The following is a 16,699-nucleotide window of genomic DNA, read 5'->3' as shown; positions in this document are numbered from 1 at the left end:
TAGGGGTGCGGGGGCGCCGGCCGACACCCGGTTCCACGTCTCTCACCCGGCCGGGCGCCCGGCCCCGGGGTCCGGCGAGGTGCCGGACCCATGGCGTGAAGTCCTGAATGGTGGTTCACTTCATTCATGGCCTACCGCAAGACGCCCGCCGAGCTCCGCCGGCTCGAAGCGGCCCGCGAGCACCTGGTCGCCTGTGCCACCTCGGTCGTCGCCGAGGTGGGCTGGTCCCAGGCGTCGGTGACCGCGGTCGCCGACGCCGCCGGGATCGCGGCGGGCTCGGTGTACCAGCACTTCCCCTCCAAGGCGGCGCTCGCCGTGGAGGTGTTCCGGCGCGCCGCCGGGCGCGAGGTCCACGTGCTCGGCGAGGTGCTGGCCCCGCCGGGCGACCCGGTCGAGCGGCTGAGCCGTGGGGTCGAGGTCTTCGCGCGGCGGGCCCTGGAGAACCGCGGGCTCGCCCACGCCCTGCTCGCCGCGCCCGCCGAGCCCGCCGTCGGCGCCGAGCGGCTGGACTTCCGGCGCCGCTACCGCGCGCTCTTCGCCGCGGTGGTGCGCGAGGGGGTCGCCGAGGGGGTGCTGCCGGAGCAGGACGGCGAGATCACCGCCGCCGCGCTGACCGGCGCGGTCGGCGAGGTCCTGGTCGACCCGCTCGCCGCCGACGACAAGACCACCACCGAGGCCCTGCTCGCCGAGCTCACCGCCATGGCCCTGCGGTGCGCGGGCGCCCCTCCGCCGCCGTAGCCCGCCGCCGCACGCCGGTGTCGCATCCCGCCGCCGTGCCCCTGCCCCGCACGCCCCGTCCCGACCCGCCTCCCGGAGCAGCCACCATGACCACCGCCACGCCCCAGAGCCGTCCCACCGCCGTGACGCACGACGTCACCAACCAGCCTCCGCCGCTGACCGGTCACGACGCGGCGGCCGACCCGGTGCTCCTTGAGGGCGTGGAGAGGGAGGGCGCCGGGTGGCACCTGGAGGACCTGCACCGCCTCGGCCGCGTGGTCGCGAGCGAGGAGGCCCAGCGCTGGGCGGACCAGGCCAACCGCCACGAACCGGAACTGCGCACCCACGACCGGTACGGGAACCGGATCGACGAGGTCGAGTTCCACCCGGCCTACCACCGGCTGATGGACCTGTCGGTGGGCGAGGGCCTCGCGGGCGCCGCCTGGGCCGACGAGCGGCCCGGCGCGCATGTGGCGCGCGCCGGCGGGTTCATGCTGGCCACGACACTGGAGGCGGGCCACCTGTGCCCGGTCTCGATGACGTACGCGGTGGTTCCGGCACTGCGCCACTCCCCCGAACTCGCCAAGGTCTACGAGCCGTTGCTCACCAGTCGCTCGTACGACCCCGGACTTCGCACCCCGACGGGCAAGCGCGGGCTGCTCGCCGGGATGGGCATGACCGAGAAGCAGGGCGGCAGCGATGTGCGCGCCAACACCACCACGGCGGTGGAACACCCGGACGGCACTTGGCGGTTGCGTGGCCACAAGTGGTTCACCAGCGCGCCGATGAACGACCTCTTCCTGGTGCTCGCGCAGGCCCCGGGCGGCCTGTCCTGCTTCCTCGTGCCGCGCGTGCTGCCCGACGGCGGCCGCAACACCTTCCGCGTCCAGCGGCTCAAGGACAAGCTCGGCAACCGCTCCAACGCCAGCAGCGAGCCGGAGTTCGACGACACGGTCGCCTGGCTGGTCGGCGCCGAGGGCAAGGGCGTGCGGACCATCATCGACATGGTGACGATGACGCGCCTGGACTGTGTGCTCGGCTCCGCCGCCGGCATCCGCGGCGCGCTCGCCCAGGCCGCCCACCACGCCCGGCACCGCTCGGCGTTCGGCGCCAAGCTGATCGACCAGCCGCTGATGCGGAACGTCCTGGCCGACCTGGCGCTGGAGTCGGAGGCCGCCACGACCCTCGGCCTGCGGCTCGCCGGCGCCGCGGACCGCGCCCGGCTCGGCGACGAGCGGGAGCGCGCCTTCCTGCGGCTTGCCACCGCGGTCGGGAAGTACTGGGTGTGCAAGCGGCAGCCCGCCGCCGTGGCCGAGGCCCTGGAGTGCCTGGGCGGCAACGGTTATGACGAGGCGTCAGGCATGCCGAGGATGTACCGCGAGGCCCCGCTCAACAGCATCTGGGAGGGCTCGGGGAACGTCAGCGCCCTGGACCTGCTGCGCGCCCTGGCCCGCGAGCCGGAGGCGCTGGCGGCCTTCGGGGCGGAGGTCGACGCGGCGGCCGGGGCCGACCGGCGGCTCGACGCGGCCTGGTCCGGTCTGCGGGAGGAGCTGCGGCTCACCGAGGACGCCCCGCTGCGCGCCCGCCGCGTCGCCGAGCGGGCCGCGCTCGTGCTCCAGGGCTCGCTCCTGGTCCGGCACGCGCCGGCGGCGGTGGCCGACGCGTTCTGCGCGTCCCGGCTGGCCGGGGACCAGGGCCTCGCCTTCGGCACCCTCGCGCCGGCGACGGACTTCGCGGGGGTGCTGACGCGGCTTCCGGTGTGAGGACGGGCCCGTCGGCCCCGCGCCCCCGCCGTGGAAAAGTTTCCGCGACGGGGGCGAATCCTTTTCGGGTCCCACCGTCTCTTGTGCGCGTACGGGTCGGCCGAAGGGGTCGGCCCCGCCGGAAGGAGACACCGTGCTGATCACCGCCCTCGTCGCCCTCGGAGCCGTACTCGTCGGAGCGTGCGGCCGGCATCTCATGCGGCGGTACCGGAGCCGGGCCTGACCGGGTCCGCCCGTCGGAGAGTCCCCGGAGCACGAGGAAGAGCCATGACCCGACCCTTCTCCTGGCCGGACGAGCGGCCCCGCCCCCGACTCCCGTCCTGCCGAAGGAGACCCACGACCGTGAGAACCGCACTCGTGAAGACCGCACCCGTGAAGACCACACTCCTGAAGACCTCACCGGTGAGAACCGCGCCGGTGAAGACCGCGCCCACCCTCGATGCCGTGCGACCGCCCGCCCCCGGACCGGACTTCTCCAGCAGGTCCGTCCCGCGTCATCTGGCGCGCGGCGCCGTCGGCTTCGGACTGATCGCCGGTGCGATCGCCTTGGTGCCCGTCGCCGGACCGGTTGCCCTGCTCGCCGCCCTGCCGGCGCTGATCGCGTTCCGCGGCTGCCCCACCTGCTGGACGGTCGGTCTGGTACAGACCGTCTCCCGGGGCCGGCTGGAGCGCCGGTGCGCCGACGGCGTCTGCACCCTCGCCATGGCGCCCCCGCACCCGCCCGCCCGTACGCCTCCGGCGTGACCCGGCTCAGGCCTCCGCGCGGGCCCGCCGCCCGTACCGGGGCACCAGGCGGCGGCGGCGCTCGCGCCGCTCGCGGGTGTGCCGGTCGAGCTCCTCCATGAGGCGGCGGCCCCGGTGCTCGGGGGCGAGTTCGTCGAGGACGCGGTCGATCTCGGCGAGCAGCGCCCCGTGCAGCTGCCAGTGGCCCGGCTCCCGCAGGGCGAGGGCGAGGAGCAGTCCTGCGGTCTTGTCCCGGGAGGCGCGGGCGGTCCGCAGGTCGCCCGCGAGCCGGGTCTCGGCGGCCTCGGCGGAGTCGCTGCCGGGGGCCGTGACGAGCACGGCGAAGCTGACGAAGGCGTCCCCGGTGTGCTGCGCGGTCTCCTGGAGGGCGAGGGCGGCCGGGCGTGGCAGCAGCTCCTCGCCGCCCCGCTCCTTCGCCAGGTCGGTGAGGGTACGGGTGAGGACCCGGAGCACGACGGCGCAGATCTCCAGCGTGTCGAGCCCGGTGCGCAGCACGATCCGGTGCAGCAGGCCCTCCTTGACGCGCGGGTTGAAGCGCAGGCTGTCCTCGGCCGTGCGCAGGGCGCTGTCGACGTCGGCCACGTCGTCGTCGAGCCGCCGCGCCTCGTACAGCCGGGCCGCCGCCCGTTCGACGGTGGGCGCCCCGGCGAACTCGTCCGCCACGTCGAGGATCAGGCGCCGCATCCGCCGGGCGAGGTCGTCGATCGACTCCCCCGCCGTCTCCACCCACACGGGCGGTACGAGCAGCAGGTTGAAGAGCATGCCGACGACGGCGCCGATCAGGGTCTCCAGGACACGGTCCCAGGCGGTGTCGGCGACCTGGGTGACGCCGAGGACGAGCATCGCGCTGATGGCGACCTCGGGGATGAACTCCTCGACCTTCACGAACCGGCCCACGATGAGGGAGGCCAGGATGACCAGGGCGAGGCTCCACCAGGAGAGTCCGACGAGGACGCTGAACGCGATGGCGACGAGCACGCCGGCGACCACCGAGTTCACCCGGCGCAGACTGGTGGTGAGCGTCGAGTAGACCGTGACCTGCACGACGAGGAGCGCGGTCAGCGGCGCGGTGAGCGGCACCGGCTCGCTGCTGAGCTGGAGGGCGACGACGTACGAGAGGGTCGCCGCCGCCGTCGACCGGATGGCCTGGACGACGAAGGGGTCGCGGCGCAGCCGTGCCATGCGTCCGCTGTCTCCGGTGGTCCGCCTGCTGCGCTGCGTCACGTGGCTCCTCGTCTCGCTCGCGGTGTCCCACTCCCGGCCGAGCGTGCCATCTCCCCCCGGCCGCCGGGCCGCTCCACGGGGCCCTGCCACGCGGGGCTCACCCGGATGCGCCTGCCCGGCGGCGCGGATCCCGCGCGGAGCCCGCACGGGTCCCGTCGGACCGCCGTCCGGGCCGTCACCGCCTACGGGCGGTCGGCCCTGACGACGATCGCGACGGCCACCGACCGCTGCCGGGCGGGTGGCAGCAGTTCCTTCATGAGGCGGATCACGTCGGGGGTGAAGAGGGGGTACAGCGCGCAGTCGTCGACGCTCAGCGCCTCCCGGTGCACCACCTCGACGTCCCGGAAGCCGGCCTTCTCCAGCTTTCGTACGAAGGTGTCCTCCGCGAGCGCGCCGGCGACGCAGCCCGCCCAGGCGGCCGGCCGCGTGAGGATCTCCGGCGGGAGGTCGTCCTGCCCTACGGTCAGGTCCGCCACGCACAGCCGTCCGCCGGGCCGCAGGACGCGTGCCGCTTCGGCCATCGCCCTCGACTTCCTCGGGGAGAGGTTGACGACGCCGTTGGAGACGACCAGGTCGACCGTTCCGCCGGGGAGCGGGATGTCCTCCATCTCGCCCTCCAGCAGGTCGACGTTGGCGAGACCGGCCTCGGACACGGCCTGCGCCGTGCGCGCGAGCATCTCGGGGAGGAAGTCGAGCGCGATCACCCGGCCGGAGGGGCCCGTGCGGCGGGCGGCGAGGATCGTGTCGATGCCGCCGCCGCACCCGATGTCGAGGACGCGCTCCCCCGGCCCGATGCCGGCGTGCCGGAGGTGGTCGGCCACGCCGAGCGACCGGTCGATCGCGGACCGCGGCACGTCCGCCAGCGCGTCGGGGCCGTACAGGCGGCGGGCCACCGCGGCGGTGGTCGGGGGAACGTTCCGGTACGCGGCGCGGACCAGGTCCTTCACCTCCGCGCCGTGCATGAGGTCCCTCGTCATGGCTCCAGCTCCTCCAGGACCCGGTTCAGGCGCCGCAGGACGTCACCGGGGATCTCCTCGCGGCCGGCGGCGGCGAGAAAGCTCCGGAGTTCCCCGGCGAACTCCAGCTCGCCGCAGCAGCGCAGGCAGCCGGCCAGGTGCTCCTCCAGGGTGGCCCGGTCCGCGGCTCCGAGCGTGGCGTCGAGGTACTCCCAGAGCCGCTTCGTGGCCTCGGAACAGGTGATCAACGCGACGCACCCTCTTTCAGCAGGCCGTTCTCCTCCGCGTACTCCCACAGGCGCAGCTCGAACAGCTTGCGCCCGCGGTGCAGCCGGGCCAGTACGGTCCCGAGCGGGGCGTCCAGCACGGCCGCGACCTCCCTGGCGAGGAAGCCCTCCATGTGGACCAGGACGAGCGGGACCCGGTACAGCTCGGGGAGGCTCGTCAGCACCGCTCTCACGTCCTCGTTCCCGAATCCGGCGAGGAAGTCGAGGTGAAGCGAGTCCGAGTACGGGAACGGGTCCTCGTAGGCGATCTTCCGGTAGAGGGAGAAGTTCTCCGCCTGGTCGAGGTCGACCTGTACGGGCTGCCGCGCCCTCGTGCGGCCGAGGTCGCGGCAGCGGTTGACGAGGATCTTACGCAGCCACGCGGGACCGGCGGCGGTGTCGTGGAGCTGCCCGTACCCCTGGAACGCCTTGAGCAGGCAGTCCTGCACCGCGTCCTCGGCGTCCTCGCCGACGAGGGCCCGGGCGATCGCGTAGAGCCGGGGAAGCTGCTCGCGCGCGAGGCGGCGGAAGTCCTCCGCCTCTCGTACCTCTCGGGTCTGGATCTGCTGCGTCTCCTGCATGGACGGCACACACCTTGGGACGACCCCAGCGGCCATTTTATTGCGTTCTGTCCAGATTTCTCAGGGAAGGGCTTTCTGATCGCCGACGCAATAATCCGGGCTGCCGGACCGTCCTCGTCATCACAGGGAACGGGAAGGAAGGCGAGAACCATGGCCACGGTGAACACGCTGGAGCTGGACGCGAAGGTCCAGGCCCTGTACCGCCTGGTGGCGCAGGAGCCCCGGGGTTCCTACCACTTCGAGATGGGCCGTGACCTCGCCCGTCGTCTCGGCTACCCCGCCGACCTGCTGGACCGGGTTCCGGCAGGGGCCGTCGAGTCCTTCGCCGGGGTCGGCTACTTCCTCGACCTGGCGGCGATCGGCGAGGGCGAGCGCGTCATCGACCTCGGCAGCGGCTCCGGCATGGACTCCTTCTGCGCCGCACGGCAGGTCACGGCCTCGGGGCGGGTCGTGGGCGTCGACTTCACGCCCGCACAGCTGGACAAGGCCCGGGGGCTCGCCGAGGCCAGCGGCTTCGAGCGGGTCGAGTTCCGCGAGGGCCGCATCGAGGCGCTGCCCGCCGAGGACGCGAGCTTCGACTGCGCGATCTCCAACGGCGTCGTCAACCTCTCCGCCGACAAGGAACGGGTCTTCGCCGAAGCGGCACGCGTCCTGCGCCCCGGCGGCCGGCTCGCACTCGCCGACATCGTCACCGAACAGCCGCTGACCGAGGCCATCGTCTGCGACGCCGACCTCTGGGCCTCGTGCATCGGCGGCGCCGCCCACGAGACCACGTACCGGCGGGCCGTCGAGGCCGCCGGGCTGCGGATCGAGGAACTCCGCGGCAACGACTACGCGTTCCTCTCCGGCCGGGCCCGCCGCGCCGGCGTCAAGTACGGCGTCAAGAGCGTCTCCCTGCTGGCGGTCAAGCCGGACCGCTGACCTCCGGCCGTACGGCGGTTCCGAGGATGTGGGCGGCGGCCGGCATCGGGATGCGGGCCTCGGGGAAGTCGAAGCGGTCGACGTCGGTGAGGGTGAAACCGGCGGCGGTGAGGGCGGCCTGGGTGTCGCGGCCGGTGTGGCAGCCGCCCATCAGCCGTGGCCAGACGGTGGCGTCGAGGGCGCGCTGGACGCCCCGTATCACCGGTGTGCCCGCCTGGACGTGCTCGAAGAACCGGAGTTGTCCGCCCGGCCGGAGCACCCGGTGGAGCTCGGCGAGCGCGGCGGCGGGAGCGGCGATGGAGCAGAGGGTCAGGCACGCCACGGCGGCGTCGAACGACGCGTCGGGGAAGGGGAGTCGCTCGGCCCGGGCGGACTCGACCTCGACGGGGACGGGTGCGTCGCGGGCCGCCCGCTGGGCCAGCCGGCGCAGGTTCGGCTCGGGCTCGACGGCGACGAGCCGGGTCACGCCGGGCGGGTAGTGGGGGAAGTTGAGCCCGTTGCCCGCGCCGATCTCGATCACCTCGCCGGTCAGGCCGGCCAGGAGCCGCCTGCGGTGCTCGGTGATGCCCGCCTTCTCCAGGGCGGGCCCGGCGAACGCGGCGTAGAAGCGGGCGAAGAGCGGGTGCGGTCTGATCGGCCGGGTCATGGCGACCGTCTCCTCTGCCGAAGCCTCGGGGCCACCCCGCGGTGCGGAGGTGCCGCACGGTGAAGTCGTCTCACGATAGGCCCGGGGCCGGTTCGTCGCCAGCGCGGTCACGCCGGGGGTGTGCCGGGGCCGTCGAGCACCCGGGCGAGGCCGAGCAGCACCCCGGCGCTGCCGCCGCCGAGGTCGGCGTGGAAGCGTTCCTCGCCGCCACCGAGGACGCTCAGGCCGGTGGGGTGCCGGATCGTGTACTTGGCGAGCCCGGTGGCGATGCGTACGGCCGTCCGCTGTTCCTCGGGATCACCGGCGTACCGGGCGTGTTCGGCCAGGACCCAGGCGATTCCCGCGGTGCCGCTCTGGAGGCCGGGGGCGAGGGATCCGGCGTTCGCCGGCGCGTCGTCGCGGAACCGGGCGACGAGCTCGGCGGGGACGTCCGTCCCGGAGCGCACCAGGGCGTGCGGGACGCCGGCGGTGCCGTGCTCCAGGCAGTGGGGTGTTGACGCTGTAGCCGCGGGGGGAGGGCGGGAAGACCCAGTCCTGGCCGTCCGGCCCGGCCATGGCCGGGAGGCCCGCGGCGATTCCGGTACGGAGCCGGCTGAGGGACTCCTCGGGCCTCTCGTCGAGTTCGGCCGCCGCGGGCGGTTCGTACGCCGGGGGCGCCGCCTCGCTCCCCGGCCGCTCCCCCATACACGCACCGGCGCGGTGCGCCTCGGGCGGCGGCATCCACTCCGCCCGGTCCTTGGCGTACGCCTCCCGGCGCTTGCCATCCCGGGCCGCTGCTCCGGAATCCCGCGCTTCGGCGGGGGGGGGGACGGCGCGGACACGCACGAGCCCCCGGGCGGGCAGGCGGAGACGCACGGGTACGGCGGGGTCCTCGGCGGGCCGGTCGGCTGGTGCGGCCCTGTCTTCCCGACAGCCTGCCCGTTGGGTGATCACTGATGCGATGTGGGGCCGGATCGAGCCGTCGATGCCGCCCGATCCGGTCCGTGGACGACGGTGAGCCGACCATCGCCGAGCCCTGGAGGCAACCGCAGGGAAGTACCGCACCTGCTCGCCTCGGCGCGATCCTCCAGAGGAGCTCGGGCCCTTCCGGACCGTGCGCAGACGCCTGCTCGGTGCCGCGCCGGAGAACACCTGCCCTCCACGCTGTCAGGCGGGGCAGGCTCCAGGTCACGGCGCGGCGTGGGCAGGGGTTCCCTGACGCGACGCTACCGTCACGAGGGTGACAGGAATCCATGCCGACCGACGGTGGTCCGAGTCCATGCCGGCGGCCTACGAGCAGCACCTCGTGCCGGTGGTCTTCCGGCCCTTCGCCGGGGACCTGGCCGCCCGGGCGGCGGCACTCCGTCCTCGGCGAATCCTCGAACTGGCCGCGGGGACCGGAGTGCTGACCTCGGAACTGCTCGCGGCGGCCCCGTCGGCCGAGGTGACGGCCACCGACCTGAACGAGGCCATGGTCGCTTTCGGGTCGGCCCGGTCCCCCGGCGCAGTATGGCGGCAGGCCGACGCGCAGCGGCTGCCGTTCCCGGACGAAGGCTTCGACCTGGTGGCCTGCCAGTTCGGCGTGATGTTCTTTCCCGACCGCATCGGAGCCTTCACAGAGGTCCGCCGGGTCCTCGCGCCGGGCGGCCGGTTCCTGTTCAACACCTGGGGCCCGCTCGGGGCGCACACCTTCGAGGACGCGCTCCAGGCCGGCCTGGAGCGAGCCTTTCCGGTCGACCCGCCGCAGTTCTTCCGGACGGTTCCGCACGGCTACGCCGACCCCGCTGTCGTGGCCGCTGATCTGACGGCCGCCGGGTTCGCCGTCGAGGACGGGCAGGAGCTGACGCTTCAGGGCCGGGCCGCGTCGACCGCCGACCTTGCCGCCGGGTACCTCACCGGAACCCCGGTGCGCGCGGCCGTCGAGGAGCGCGGCGGCGGACCGGCCGTCCGCGCGACCGTCATCGAGGAGATGACGGCCCGGCTGGGCCCGGGGCCGGTCACCGCCCCCATGACGGCGCATGTCTTCCTCGCTGCGGCCTGAACCGCGGCCCGGCCTCCTGCCGAAGAGGGGCGTGAGTCGATCTCGACGGGGCGCGTCGCACGGACGCCCCGTGCTTATCAGGCAGCGTCGGCCCCGGTGACAACCTTGCGTAGCCGTTCATCGGCTGCATGCTTGTTCCACCGGACGCCGGATGCCGGATGACGGAGCGGCGGATCATTCCCCCACTCATCCAGGCGACGGTGACCGGCCGCGAGGAGAGCCCTCGCTGTCAGGGCGCCCCGTCGGCGTCCGTACGCCGCATGGGCGCGACGTGGCGTGCGGTCCTCCGCCACGGTGGCACGGACCCGGTTTCGCATCGGGTTTGCCCGCTGTCGGGCAGGGCAGCGGCGCACCATGGGTGGTGGCAGCCGAACGCGCAACCCGAGGCGCTGCCGGGCGAGCGCTCTGGCGGTGTCGACGGCCGCGCTGCTCGCCGGGTGCGTGATCCACGGAGACCCCGGAGGCCCGGACACGTCGAGGCCCTCCCCCGGAGCCGTGCGCGAGGTGCCCTTGCGTGTGGTGCACCAAGGTGACCGGACGCTGGCGTTCGTCCCGGTGCACGTCGAAGGTGAGGGGCCCTTCATGTTCGCCTTGGACACCGGCGCCTCCGTCAGCGTGGTCGACGATGACGTCGCCGACCGGGCCGGCCTGGAACGCACCGGTGAGAAATCCGCGGTGAGCGGCATCCTGGGCACGGGTCGGGTCCCGGTCGCCCGGGTCGAGCAGTGGCGTCTCGGCGATGTGCGTCTCGACCCGGGCCTCGTGACCGTCATCGACCTCGACGTTCCCGGAAGCCCCGGCATGATTCAGGGTCTGCTCGGGTCGGACGTGCTCAGCGACTTCGGTTCGGTCACCGTCGATTACGGCGACGGCGTCCTCAGGCTCCCCGCCCGATGACGGCTCACCACACAGGCGATCGGCTCCCGTCGTACGCGGAGACCTCGTTTCCGCGCTGCCACGGTCATCCCGCTCATCCGGCCGGCTCTCTCCCACTCCGGGCGCCTGCGGGGGGCAGTCGGGCGCGTCTGGTGCCCAGCACTGCCGTCGTGCTCCGCCGCCGCCGTACTCCGTCCCGGGGAGAGCCGCTCACCGGGGGCTCGTCACCGCTCCCCGGTGCCGCCTCCTGGTCAGAGGGCCGAGGAGCGCGAAGCCGATGCCCCGGGGGCCTCTTTGCACTCCAGCGGGATGGGCCAGTCGTGGTGAAGGCCACTCCGGGTGCCAAGCCGCTTGCGCCGCCCCGCGCCGGCACGGGGGCGTGTCCCGTCGCGTACACCGTCCCACAGGAGTAGGCGCCACCGAAGGGGCCACGTGTGCGGGGCGGGGAGCGAGAGAGGCGGCAGCTCATGACCGGTGCCAAGGTCTCCGATCGCGTCCTCCAGCGCCTGCGGGGACGACACGCGTGGAACGCACCGGTTCCCCCGGTGACCGCCGTACCCGGACGTACGGACTGTGTTCCGGAAGCGGGTGGCGATGCGCCGGCCGCGCGTCTCCGTCGTGGTAGAGGAGTGCCATGTGCCCCGGAGCGGAACGAGAAGCAGGGCGGTCGAGTCGTCGTCGTGGACGGCGGCTGCGGGAACTCCTGTCGTTCGTGGCGGAGAAGGCCGACGGGCTGGATCTGATGAACCGCTCCCTGCTCTTCGCCGCCCTGGGGTTCCTCTCCTTCGTTCCGCTCATGATGGTCGTCGCCGCGGCCGACCCCGGGCGGGCGGCCGGACTCGGCCGCTGGCTCGCCAGGGCCATGAGCGCGTCGGAGCCGGCGGAGCGGGAGATCCTGGCGCTGTTCGCCCGTCCCCGTCGCATCCTGCGGGAGGTCACGGGCTTCGGTCTGGCCGCCCTCTGCGTCTTCGGCCTGGCGTTCGCCGCTCACGTTCGGCAGACGTACGAGGCGGTGTGGGGGACGCCCGGGCCGCACGTCGACGGCGTCCGGGCCGCCCTGCGGGAGCTGATCCGCCACGTGCTGTGGCTCGTCCTCCTGATCGGCTGTCTCCTGCTGCTCGGCGCCACCCCCCTCAGCCGCACCGGCCTCCTCCCCGGCCCCTTGGGGGTGGTGGCCGTCCTGATCGTCGTCCTCGCGTTCGTCTGGGCGTCGCAAGCGGTGCTCCTGGGCGGTCGGCCGGGAGGGCGGGCCCTTCTCTCCGGGGCGATCGCCACCACGCTCGGTCTGGTGGGTCTGCGGCTCTTCGCGTGGCTGGTCTTCTCGCCCCTGATCATCTCCCAGATGACGGTGTACGGCCCCATCGGAGCCGTAGTGATCATCCTGTCGTGGCTCGTCGGGGTGGGCTTCGTCCTCTACGGAGGCGCCTTCGTCGGCAGACTCACGCGTGAGCGGTGGGCATCACGGCCCCGGGGCGGATGACCCTCGCCGCGTCGGCCGGGCGGGACCCGGGCGTACGCGGCGGTCACCCGGACGCGCCGGACCGGAACGACGTGGGGTTCCTGGTGGAGTGCCTCGGGTCCCGGAGTCGTTCACGGCCTCGTCCTCCGCTCCCGCCGCGCGGCGGTCGGCGCGGCCGGCAGCTGTGTCCGCCGGGGCGGCACGTCGACCGGTCCGGGGTCCTGTCGCGGCTCAGGAGTCCCGTTCTCGCCATGCGGAGGAGGCGAGCCAGGAAGTCACCCTGCTGATGCCGGAGCTGGTGACCACGCCGACGGCCGTGCCGTCCGCCACGACGACGGCGCGGCGGGCGGGGCTCTCCTCCAGGTCGCGCACCACGTCCACCAGCGGATCGTGGGGGTTCGGCGTGGGGATCTCCTCGATCGGGACCATCACCGAGGCCACGGGGGTGTCACGCCGGTCGGCCGGTACGCGCGCGGCGGCGTTCACGCTCACCAGGCCCACGGGGTGGCCGTCGGCGTCGACGACGGGGAAGGCGGCGTGCCGGAAGCGGAACCCGGGGGACGCGAGGACGGCGCCGACGGCGAGTGCGGCGGGCACGGTGAGCGGGGATCGTCCCATGACGTCTCCGACGGTGACCCCGGTCAGCGGTTCCGCCGGCTGCGCCTGTCCCCCTTCCGCGGTCGCCACGGCGACGAGGAACCAGCCGATCACGACGGGCCACAGGCCGCTGAGCGCCACCCCGCGGGTCGCCAGGTAGAGGCCGAGGGCGACCCGTACCCAGCCGAGCGTCCGGCCGACGGCCGTCGCCACGGCGGTGGCCCTCAGCCGGTCGCCGGTCCGGCGCCGCATTGCCGCTCTGAGCGGCCGCCCGCCGTCGGGCGGGGCCGCGGGGAGGGCGTTGAAGACGGCGAGCAGGCCGAGCAGCACCGCCGGCAGCAGGCTGACCAGCGGTCCCGCGCCGGCGATGCGCGCCTCCGCTCCGGGAGAGGGGCCTCGCCCCTCAGCCGTGCCATGCCGCCCAGGAGCCACAGGGTGACGTCCTTCAACCTCGACGCCGTTGCGCCGGGCGACGACGGCGTGGCTGAGCTCGTGGGCCGGCAGGCACAGCGGGAGGACCGCCGCGGCGGCGACGGCCGTGAGGCCGTACTGCCGGCCCGGCTGTTCGGGGTGGGCGACGGGCAGTCGGCCCGCGAGGCCGCGCCGATCACCGCGGCGATGAGCGGGGCGCTCCAGTGCACCACGACCCGTAGGCCCGACGGCCTCCCGAGGGAGACCGTCGGCTTCACGGCGGTCACCTCCACCCTCTGCCCTGCGGATCTTCACGAGGCCCGGAAGCATGCGGCCTGTCCGTCTGTCCGCCTGTTCCGGGGCGTCCTGTCCGTTAGCGGGCCGTCGTGTCGGGCAGCCGCCTGGTATCCGGGGACGGTGCCGTCGTACGGCGCCGTCCGGACGTGGTCCGGCAGGCCGGGTTCCCCGCGTGCCGCTCGTGTCGATCAGGAGGCCGTGATGAGTCGATCCCGCCCTTCCCGGCATTCCGTGCCCCGCTCCCGGTCCGGCATGCTGGGACGCCACTTCCCGCGGACCGGTACGGAGCCGGTGACCGCCCAGAGCGCCCTGGGGCTCCGGATCGTCCTGGCCTTCTCGGCCCTGGTGCTCTTCGCCCTGGCGTCGGCGGCCCTCGGGGTGTGGGCGAGCACCGTCCCACCGGACGGGAGCCCCGGTGCGGGGGAGCTGACGGTGCTGGCGGTGGCCTGCGGCGCCCTGTGCCTCCTGGCCGGGGTGAATCTGGGGTTCCTTCTCCGCAGGCGGCGCAGGGAACTTCCTCCGAAGCGCGAACGGTGAACGGGCCGCCGCTCCTTCGCACCCGTCGCCGGGGGTGAGACCGCATGCTGGAGGTCCCCTTCTGGCTCTGGGCGGCGTTCGCGGTCACGGTGGCGGTGTCGCTCACCGTCGACCTGCTGGCCCACCGCGGTGAGCACGTCCTCGGCTTCAAGGAGGCCGCGGCCTGGAGCGGACTGTGGATCGGTCTGGCCCTGGGTTTCGGCTGTGCGGTCTTCCTCGTCCTCGGCACGGCGGCGGGGACCGAGTACACGACCGCGTGGCTGCTGGAGAAGGGCCTGGCGGTCGACAACCTCTTCGTCTTCGCCGTGATCTTCGGCTACTTCCAGGTCCCCCGCGCCTATCAGCACCGCGTGCTGTTCCTCGGCGTCGTCGGCGCCCTGGTCTTCCGAGGCGTCTTCCTCTTCCTGGGGATCGCCGTGGTCAGCCGCTTCACGGCGGTCCTCTTCGTCTTCGCCGCGGTCCTGTTCTACAGCGCCTACAAGCTGCTCCAGGAGAAGAAGTCCTTCGACCCGGACAGGAGTCTCGCCGTACGCGCCCTCAGGAAGATCGTGCCGGTCCACGACGCGTACGCGGGGACGAGGTTCTTCGTGAGGGAGCACGGCCGGCGCATGGCCACCCCGCTGCTGGTCGTGATCACGGCGATCGAGGCGGCCGACCTCGTCTTCGCCGTGGACAGCGTCCCGGCCGTCCTCGCCGTCAGCGACGACCTCTTCATCGTCTACACCAGCAACGCGTTCGCCATCCTCGGCCTGCGGGCGCTGTACTTCCTGCTGGCCGGCCTCCTGAACCGGTTCCGCCACCTCGACACCGGTCTGGCGATCATCCTCTTCTTCATCGGCGTCAAGCTCCTCCTCCAGGCGTCCCATGAAATGATCACACCCGCGATCCCCGAGATCCCCGTCCACGTGAGCCTCGCCGTCATCGTCGTCGTCCTCGCCGCGTCGGTCCTCCTCAGCCTGCTCCGGCCCGGTGCCCCGGACGACACCCGCGGCTCAGGAGCCGGAGGAAGCGACGACTCCGGCCCGTCACACGACCGGAAGCCGGACCGCCCACCGGACGACGGCTGAGCCGTCGTGCCCGGGCCGGGCCGTCAGTGTCCCGCGTCCGACCCCCGTGCCACCGCCACCGGGCAGTGCGCGTGATGCAGCAGGGCCTGGCTGACCGAGCCCAGCAGCAGTCCCGTGAAACCGCCCCGTCCCCGCGCACCCACCACCAGCAGCTGGGCGGACCGGCTCGCCTCGATCAGCGCCTCCCGGGTGCGGCCGCGCACCACCCGGGGTTCGACCGTCACGCCCGGATACCGATCCCGGTGACCGGCCAGCGCCTCGGCCACGAGCCGCTCCTCCCCCGCGGCCAGCGCGCCCGGAGGGTTGGCGTACGGCTCCGATTCGTCCTGTGGCGGGGGCAGCGGCGCGTTCCACGTGGTCCAGGCGTGCAGCGCCACGAGAGGCGCCTCGCGCAGGGCCGCCTCGGCGAAGGCGAAGTCCACCGCCCGCTCGCCCTCGGGCGAGCCGTCGACACCGAGCAGGACCGGCCCGGACGCGGCGCCTCCTTCCCGTACGACCAGCACCGGGCAGCTTCCGTGCGCCGCGAGGTGCACCCCGGTGGAACCCACCAGCAGTCCGGCGAAGCCGCCCGTGCCATGCGTCCCGACGACCACGAGGTCCGCACCTCGCGACTCCTTCTCCAGCACAGTCAGCGGCTGGCCGGTCACCACGGCGGAGGTGACCTCCACTCCCGGTGCCGTCTCCCCGGCTCGTACCGCCGCCTCGGCCACCAGCTGCTCGACCCTTTCGCGGAACCCTCCCTCCAGCCCCAGCAGCGACGGCGGGTGCATGGCGGGCCAGACGAACGCGTGGACGATCCGAAGTCCCGCCCCGCGCCGCCGGGCTTCCCTGGCCGCCTCCTCCACCGCGGCGAGACTCGAAGACGACCCGTCCGCTCCGACGACGATCGGACCGGCCACGACGCCTCCCCGCTCCGGGTGCTCCTGTCCTCCCAGCTTGGTCCCCGTCCGATCGTGCCGCCACCCGGCCGACGGAGCACCGGGCGGGACCGGAGGGGCAGGCGCCGCTCGTGGGCTCGGCACTGCTCGACCTCGCCCGCCTCGCCCCGCCTGGTCAGCGGACGCCGTCCGCCGGGCCGTCGGCCTCGTCGTCGGGGACGCCGTCGGCGTTCGCGTCGCGCTCCTCCGCCTCGTACAAGCGTTTGTAGACACGATTGCGCCAGCGCAGGAGAACGGCTGCGAGGGCGGCCGCGGTCAGGGATCCGAGGAAGACGGCCGCCTTCACGTGCTCGGCCTGAGCCGGGTCGGGGAAGGCCAGTTCGCCGATGAGGAGGGCCACGGTGAAGCCGATGCCGGCCAGGGCGGCGAGTCCGAGGACGTCGGCCCAGGCGAGGTCCGGGTTGAGCCGGGCCCGGGTGAAGCGGGCGGCGAAATAGGTGCCGAGGAAGATGCCGAGGACCTTGCCGACCACCAGCCCCGCGAGGACACCGAGCGGTTCCGGGGTGGTGAAGACCTGACCGAGGGACTCGCCGGAGACGCTGACGCCGGCGGCGAAGAGGGCGAAGAGGGGGACGGCGACACCGGCCGAGAAGGGGTGGGCGAGATGGGAGACCCGTGACCCCGGGGAGACGTCCTCTCCCTCGTCGCAGGTGGCGCGCAGGAGAAGACCCATGGCGAT

Annotated in this window: 18 protein-coding genes and 1 pseudogene; 10 read left to right on the top strand and 9 right to left on the bottom strand. The window is 73.7% G+C overall.

Annotation, left to right across the window (positions count from 1 at the left end):
• Positions 1–126 precede the first annotated feature (126 nt).
• The 3 genes from QK442_RS04460 to QK442_RS04450 all read left to right on the top strand — a co-directional run bounded on the left by QK442_RS04460 (position 127) and on the right by QK442_RS04450 (position 3,224).
• A complete protein-coding gene (locus QK442_RS04460) occupies positions 127–738 on the top strand; it encodes a TetR/AcrR family transcriptional regulator (protein ID WP_282692481.1) in 612 nt (203 codons plus the stop codon).
• An 86-nt stretch (positions 739–824) separates the two neighbouring features.
• Positions 825–2,480: an acyl-CoA dehydrogenase family protein gene (locus QK442_RS04455; RefSeq protein WP_282692480.1), complete on the top strand. Its 1,656-nt coding sequence runs from the start codon at positions 825–827 to the stop codon at positions 2,478–2,480.
• 417 nt (positions 2,481–2,897) lie between these two features.
• A complete protein-coding gene (locus QK442_RS04450; RefSeq protein WP_282692786.1) occupies positions 2,898–3,224 on the top strand; it encodes a hypothetical protein in 327 nt (108 codons plus the stop codon).
• 6 nt (positions 3,225–3,230) lie between these two features.
• Here the strand turns inward: QK442_RS04450 and QK442_RS04445 are convergent, their stop codons facing one another.
• From QK442_RS04445 to QK442_RS04430, 4 genes are all read right to left on the bottom strand, one after another.
• On the bottom strand, positions 3,231–4,406 hold the full coding sequence (locus QK442_RS04445; RefSeq protein WP_282692785.1) for an aromatic acid exporter family protein: 1,176 nt from the start codon (positions 4,404–4,406) through the stop codon (positions 3,231–3,233).
• 224 nt (positions 4,407–4,630) lie between these two features.
• On the bottom strand, positions 4,631–5,425 hold the full coding sequence (locus tag QK442_RS04440; RefSeq protein ID WP_282692479.1) for a methyltransferase domain-containing protein: 795 nt from the start codon (positions 5,423–5,425) through the stop codon (positions 4,631–4,633).
• Positions 5,422–5,652 carry a zf-HC2 domain-containing protein gene (locus QK442_RS04435; RefSeq protein ID WP_282692478.1) on the bottom strand — a complete coding sequence of 77 codons (231 nt, stop codon included), beginning with the start codon at positions 5,650–5,652 and terminating at the stop codon, positions 5,422–5,424. Before QK442_RS04435 ends, QK442_RS04440 begins: the two co-directional genes overlap by 4 nt.
• Positions 5,649–6,251 (bottom strand): sigma-70 family RNA polymerase sigma factor, encoded by a 603-nt coding sequence (locus QK442_RS04430; RefSeq protein ID WP_282692477.1) that lies wholly within the window; start codon positions 6,249–6,251, stop codon positions 5,649–5,651. Before QK442_RS04430 ends, QK442_RS04435 begins: the two co-directional genes overlap by 4 nt.
• Positions 6,252–6,401: 150 nt before the next feature.
• On the opposite strand from QK442_RS04430, the gene QK442_RS04425 reads away from it, so the two are divergent.
• Complete coding sequence (locus QK442_RS04425; RefSeq protein ID WP_282692476.1) at positions 6,402–7,172, top strand: methyltransferase domain-containing protein; 771 nt, start codon at positions 6,402–6,404, stop codon at positions 7,170–7,172.
• Here QK442_RS04425 and QK442_RS04420 read toward each other — a convergent pair.
• Both QK442_RS04420 and QK442_RS04415 read right to left on the bottom strand, forming a co-directional pair.
• Positions 7,156–7,818, bottom strand: coding sequence for a class I SAM-dependent methyltransferase (locus tag QK442_RS04420; RefSeq protein WP_282692475.1), 663 nt, complete (start codon positions 7,816–7,818; stop codon positions 7,156–7,158). The genes QK442_RS04425 and QK442_RS04420 overlap by 17 nt on opposite strands.
• Positions 7,819–7,925: 107 nt before the next feature.
• Positions 7,926–8,264 (bottom strand): hypothetical protein, encoded by a 339-nt coding sequence (locus QK442_RS04415; RefSeq protein WP_282692474.1) that lies wholly within the window; start codon positions 8,262–8,264, stop codon positions 7,926–7,928.
• Between the two features lie 494 nt (positions 8,265–8,758).
• Here QK442_RS04415 and QK442_RS04410 point away from each other — a divergent pair.
• The 4 genes and pseudogenes from QK442_RS04410 to QK442_RS04395 all read left to right on the top strand — a co-directional run.
• A pseudogene (locus QK442_RS04410) lies at positions 8,759–8,929 on the top strand (transposase); the annotation flags it as partial.
• A 147-nt stretch (positions 8,930–9,076) separates the two neighbouring features.
• Positions 9,077–9,838 carry a class I SAM-dependent methyltransferase gene (locus QK442_RS04405; RefSeq protein ID WP_282692784.1) on the top strand — a complete coding sequence of 254 codons (762 nt, stop codon included), beginning with the start codon at positions 9,077–9,079 and terminating at the stop codon, positions 9,836–9,838.
• Positions 9,839–10,333: 495 nt separating this feature from the next.
• A complete protein-coding gene (locus QK442_RS04400; protein WP_282692473.1) occupies positions 10,334–10,735 on the top strand; it encodes a retropepsin-like aspartic protease in 402 nt (133 codons plus the stop codon).
• 613 nt (positions 10,736–11,348) lie between these two features.
• Positions 11,349–12,194: a YhjD/YihY/BrkB family envelope integrity protein gene (locus tag QK442_RS04395; RefSeq protein ID WP_282692472.1), complete on the top strand. Its 846-nt coding sequence runs from the start codon at positions 11,349–11,351 to the stop codon at positions 12,192–12,194.
• A 210-nt stretch (positions 12,195–12,404) separates the two neighbouring features.
• Here QK442_RS04395 and QK442_RS04390 read toward each other — a convergent pair whose 3' ends face one another.
• Positions 12,405–13,511, bottom strand: a complete 1,107-nt coding sequence (locus QK442_RS04390; protein WP_282692471.1) for a CBS domain-containing protein — start codon at positions 13,509–13,511, stop codon at positions 12,405–12,407.
• A 168-nt stretch (positions 13,512–13,679) separates the two neighbouring features.
• On the opposite strand from QK442_RS04390, the gene QK442_RS04385 reads away from it, so the two are divergent.
• Together QK442_RS04385 and QK442_RS04380 are read left to right on the top strand one after the other, a co-directional pair.
• Positions 13,680–14,015, top strand: coding sequence for a DUF6343 family protein (locus QK442_RS04385; protein WP_282692470.1), 336 nt, complete (start codon positions 13,680–13,682; stop codon positions 14,013–14,015).
• 44 nt (positions 14,016–14,059) lie between these two features.
• Positions 14,060–15,082 (top strand): TerC family protein, encoded by a 1,023-nt coding sequence (locus QK442_RS04380; protein ID WP_282692469.1) that lies wholly within the window; start codon positions 14,060–14,062, stop codon positions 15,080–15,082.
• Between the two features lie 23 nt (positions 15,083–15,105).
• Here QK442_RS04380 and QK442_RS04375 read toward each other — a convergent pair whose 3' ends face one another.
• Positions 15,106–15,981, bottom strand: coding sequence for a universal stress protein (locus QK442_RS04375; protein WP_282692468.1), 876 nt, complete (start codon positions 15,979–15,981; stop codon positions 15,106–15,108).
• Positions 15,982–16,135: 154 nt separating this feature from the next.
• On the bottom strand, positions 16,136–16,699 hold a 564-nt coding region (locus tag QK442_RS04370; protein WP_282692467.1), incomplete at its 5' end, for a Na+/H+ antiporter NhaA.

The sequence above is a fragment of the Streptomyces sp. CC208A genome, from assembly GCF_030010625.1.
Classification (GTDB): domain Bacteria; phylum Actinomycetota; class Actinomycetes; order Streptomycetales; family Streptomycetaceae; genus Streptomyces.
This window is presented reverse-complemented; position numbering and strand designations above follow the sequence as displayed.

Excerpts from the sequence above, each read along its gene's own strand:
- QK442_RS04390 (WP_282692471.1), bottom strand. The coding sequence starts at position 13,511 with ATGCTTCCGGGCCTCGTGAAGATCCGCAGGGCAGAGGGTGGAGGTGAC.
- QK442_RS04425 (WP_282692476.1), top strand. The coding sequence starts at position 6,402 with ATGGCCACGGTGAACACGCTGGAGCTGGACGCGAAGGTCCAGGCCCTG.
- QK442_RS04405 (WP_282692784.1), top strand. The coding sequence starts at position 9,077 with ATGCCGGCGGCCTACGAGCAGCACCTCGTGCCGGTGGTCTTCCGGCCC.
- QK442_RS04430 (WP_282692477.1), bottom strand. The coding sequence starts at position 6,251 with ATGCAGGAGACGCAGCAGATCCAGACCCGAGAGGTACGAGAGGCGGAG.
- QK442_RS04385 (WP_282692470.1), top strand. The coding sequence starts at position 13,680 with ATGAGTCGATCCCGCCCTTCCCGGCATTCCGTGCCCCGCTCCCGGTCC.
- QK442_RS04380 (WP_282692469.1), top strand. The coding sequence starts at position 14,060 with ATGCTGGAGGTCCCCTTCTGGCTCTGGGCGGCGTTCGCGGTCACGGTG.
- QK442_RS04455 (WP_282692480.1), top strand. The coding sequence starts at position 825 with ATGACCACCGCCACGCCCCAGAGCCGTCCCACCGCCGTGACGCACGAC.
- QK442_RS04395 (WP_282692472.1), top strand. The coding sequence starts at position 11,349 with ATGTGCCCCGGAGCGGAACGAGAAGCAGGGCGGTCGAGTCGTCGTCGT.
- QK442_RS04440 (WP_282692479.1), bottom strand. The coding sequence starts at position 5,425 with ATGACGAGGGACCTCATGCACGGCGCGGAGGTGAAGGACCTGGTCCGC.
- QK442_RS04445 (WP_282692785.1), bottom strand. The coding sequence starts at position 4,406 with ATGGCACGGCTGCGCCGCGACCCCTTCGTCGTCCAGGCCATCCGGTCG.
- QK442_RS04460 (WP_282692481.1), top strand. The coding sequence starts at position 127 with ATGGCCTACCGCAAGACGCCCGCCGAGCTCCGCCGGCTCGAAGCGGCC.
- QK442_RS04420 (WP_282692475.1), bottom strand. The coding sequence starts at position 7,818 with ATGACCCGGCCGATCAGACCGCACCCGCTCTTCGCCCGCTTCTACGCC.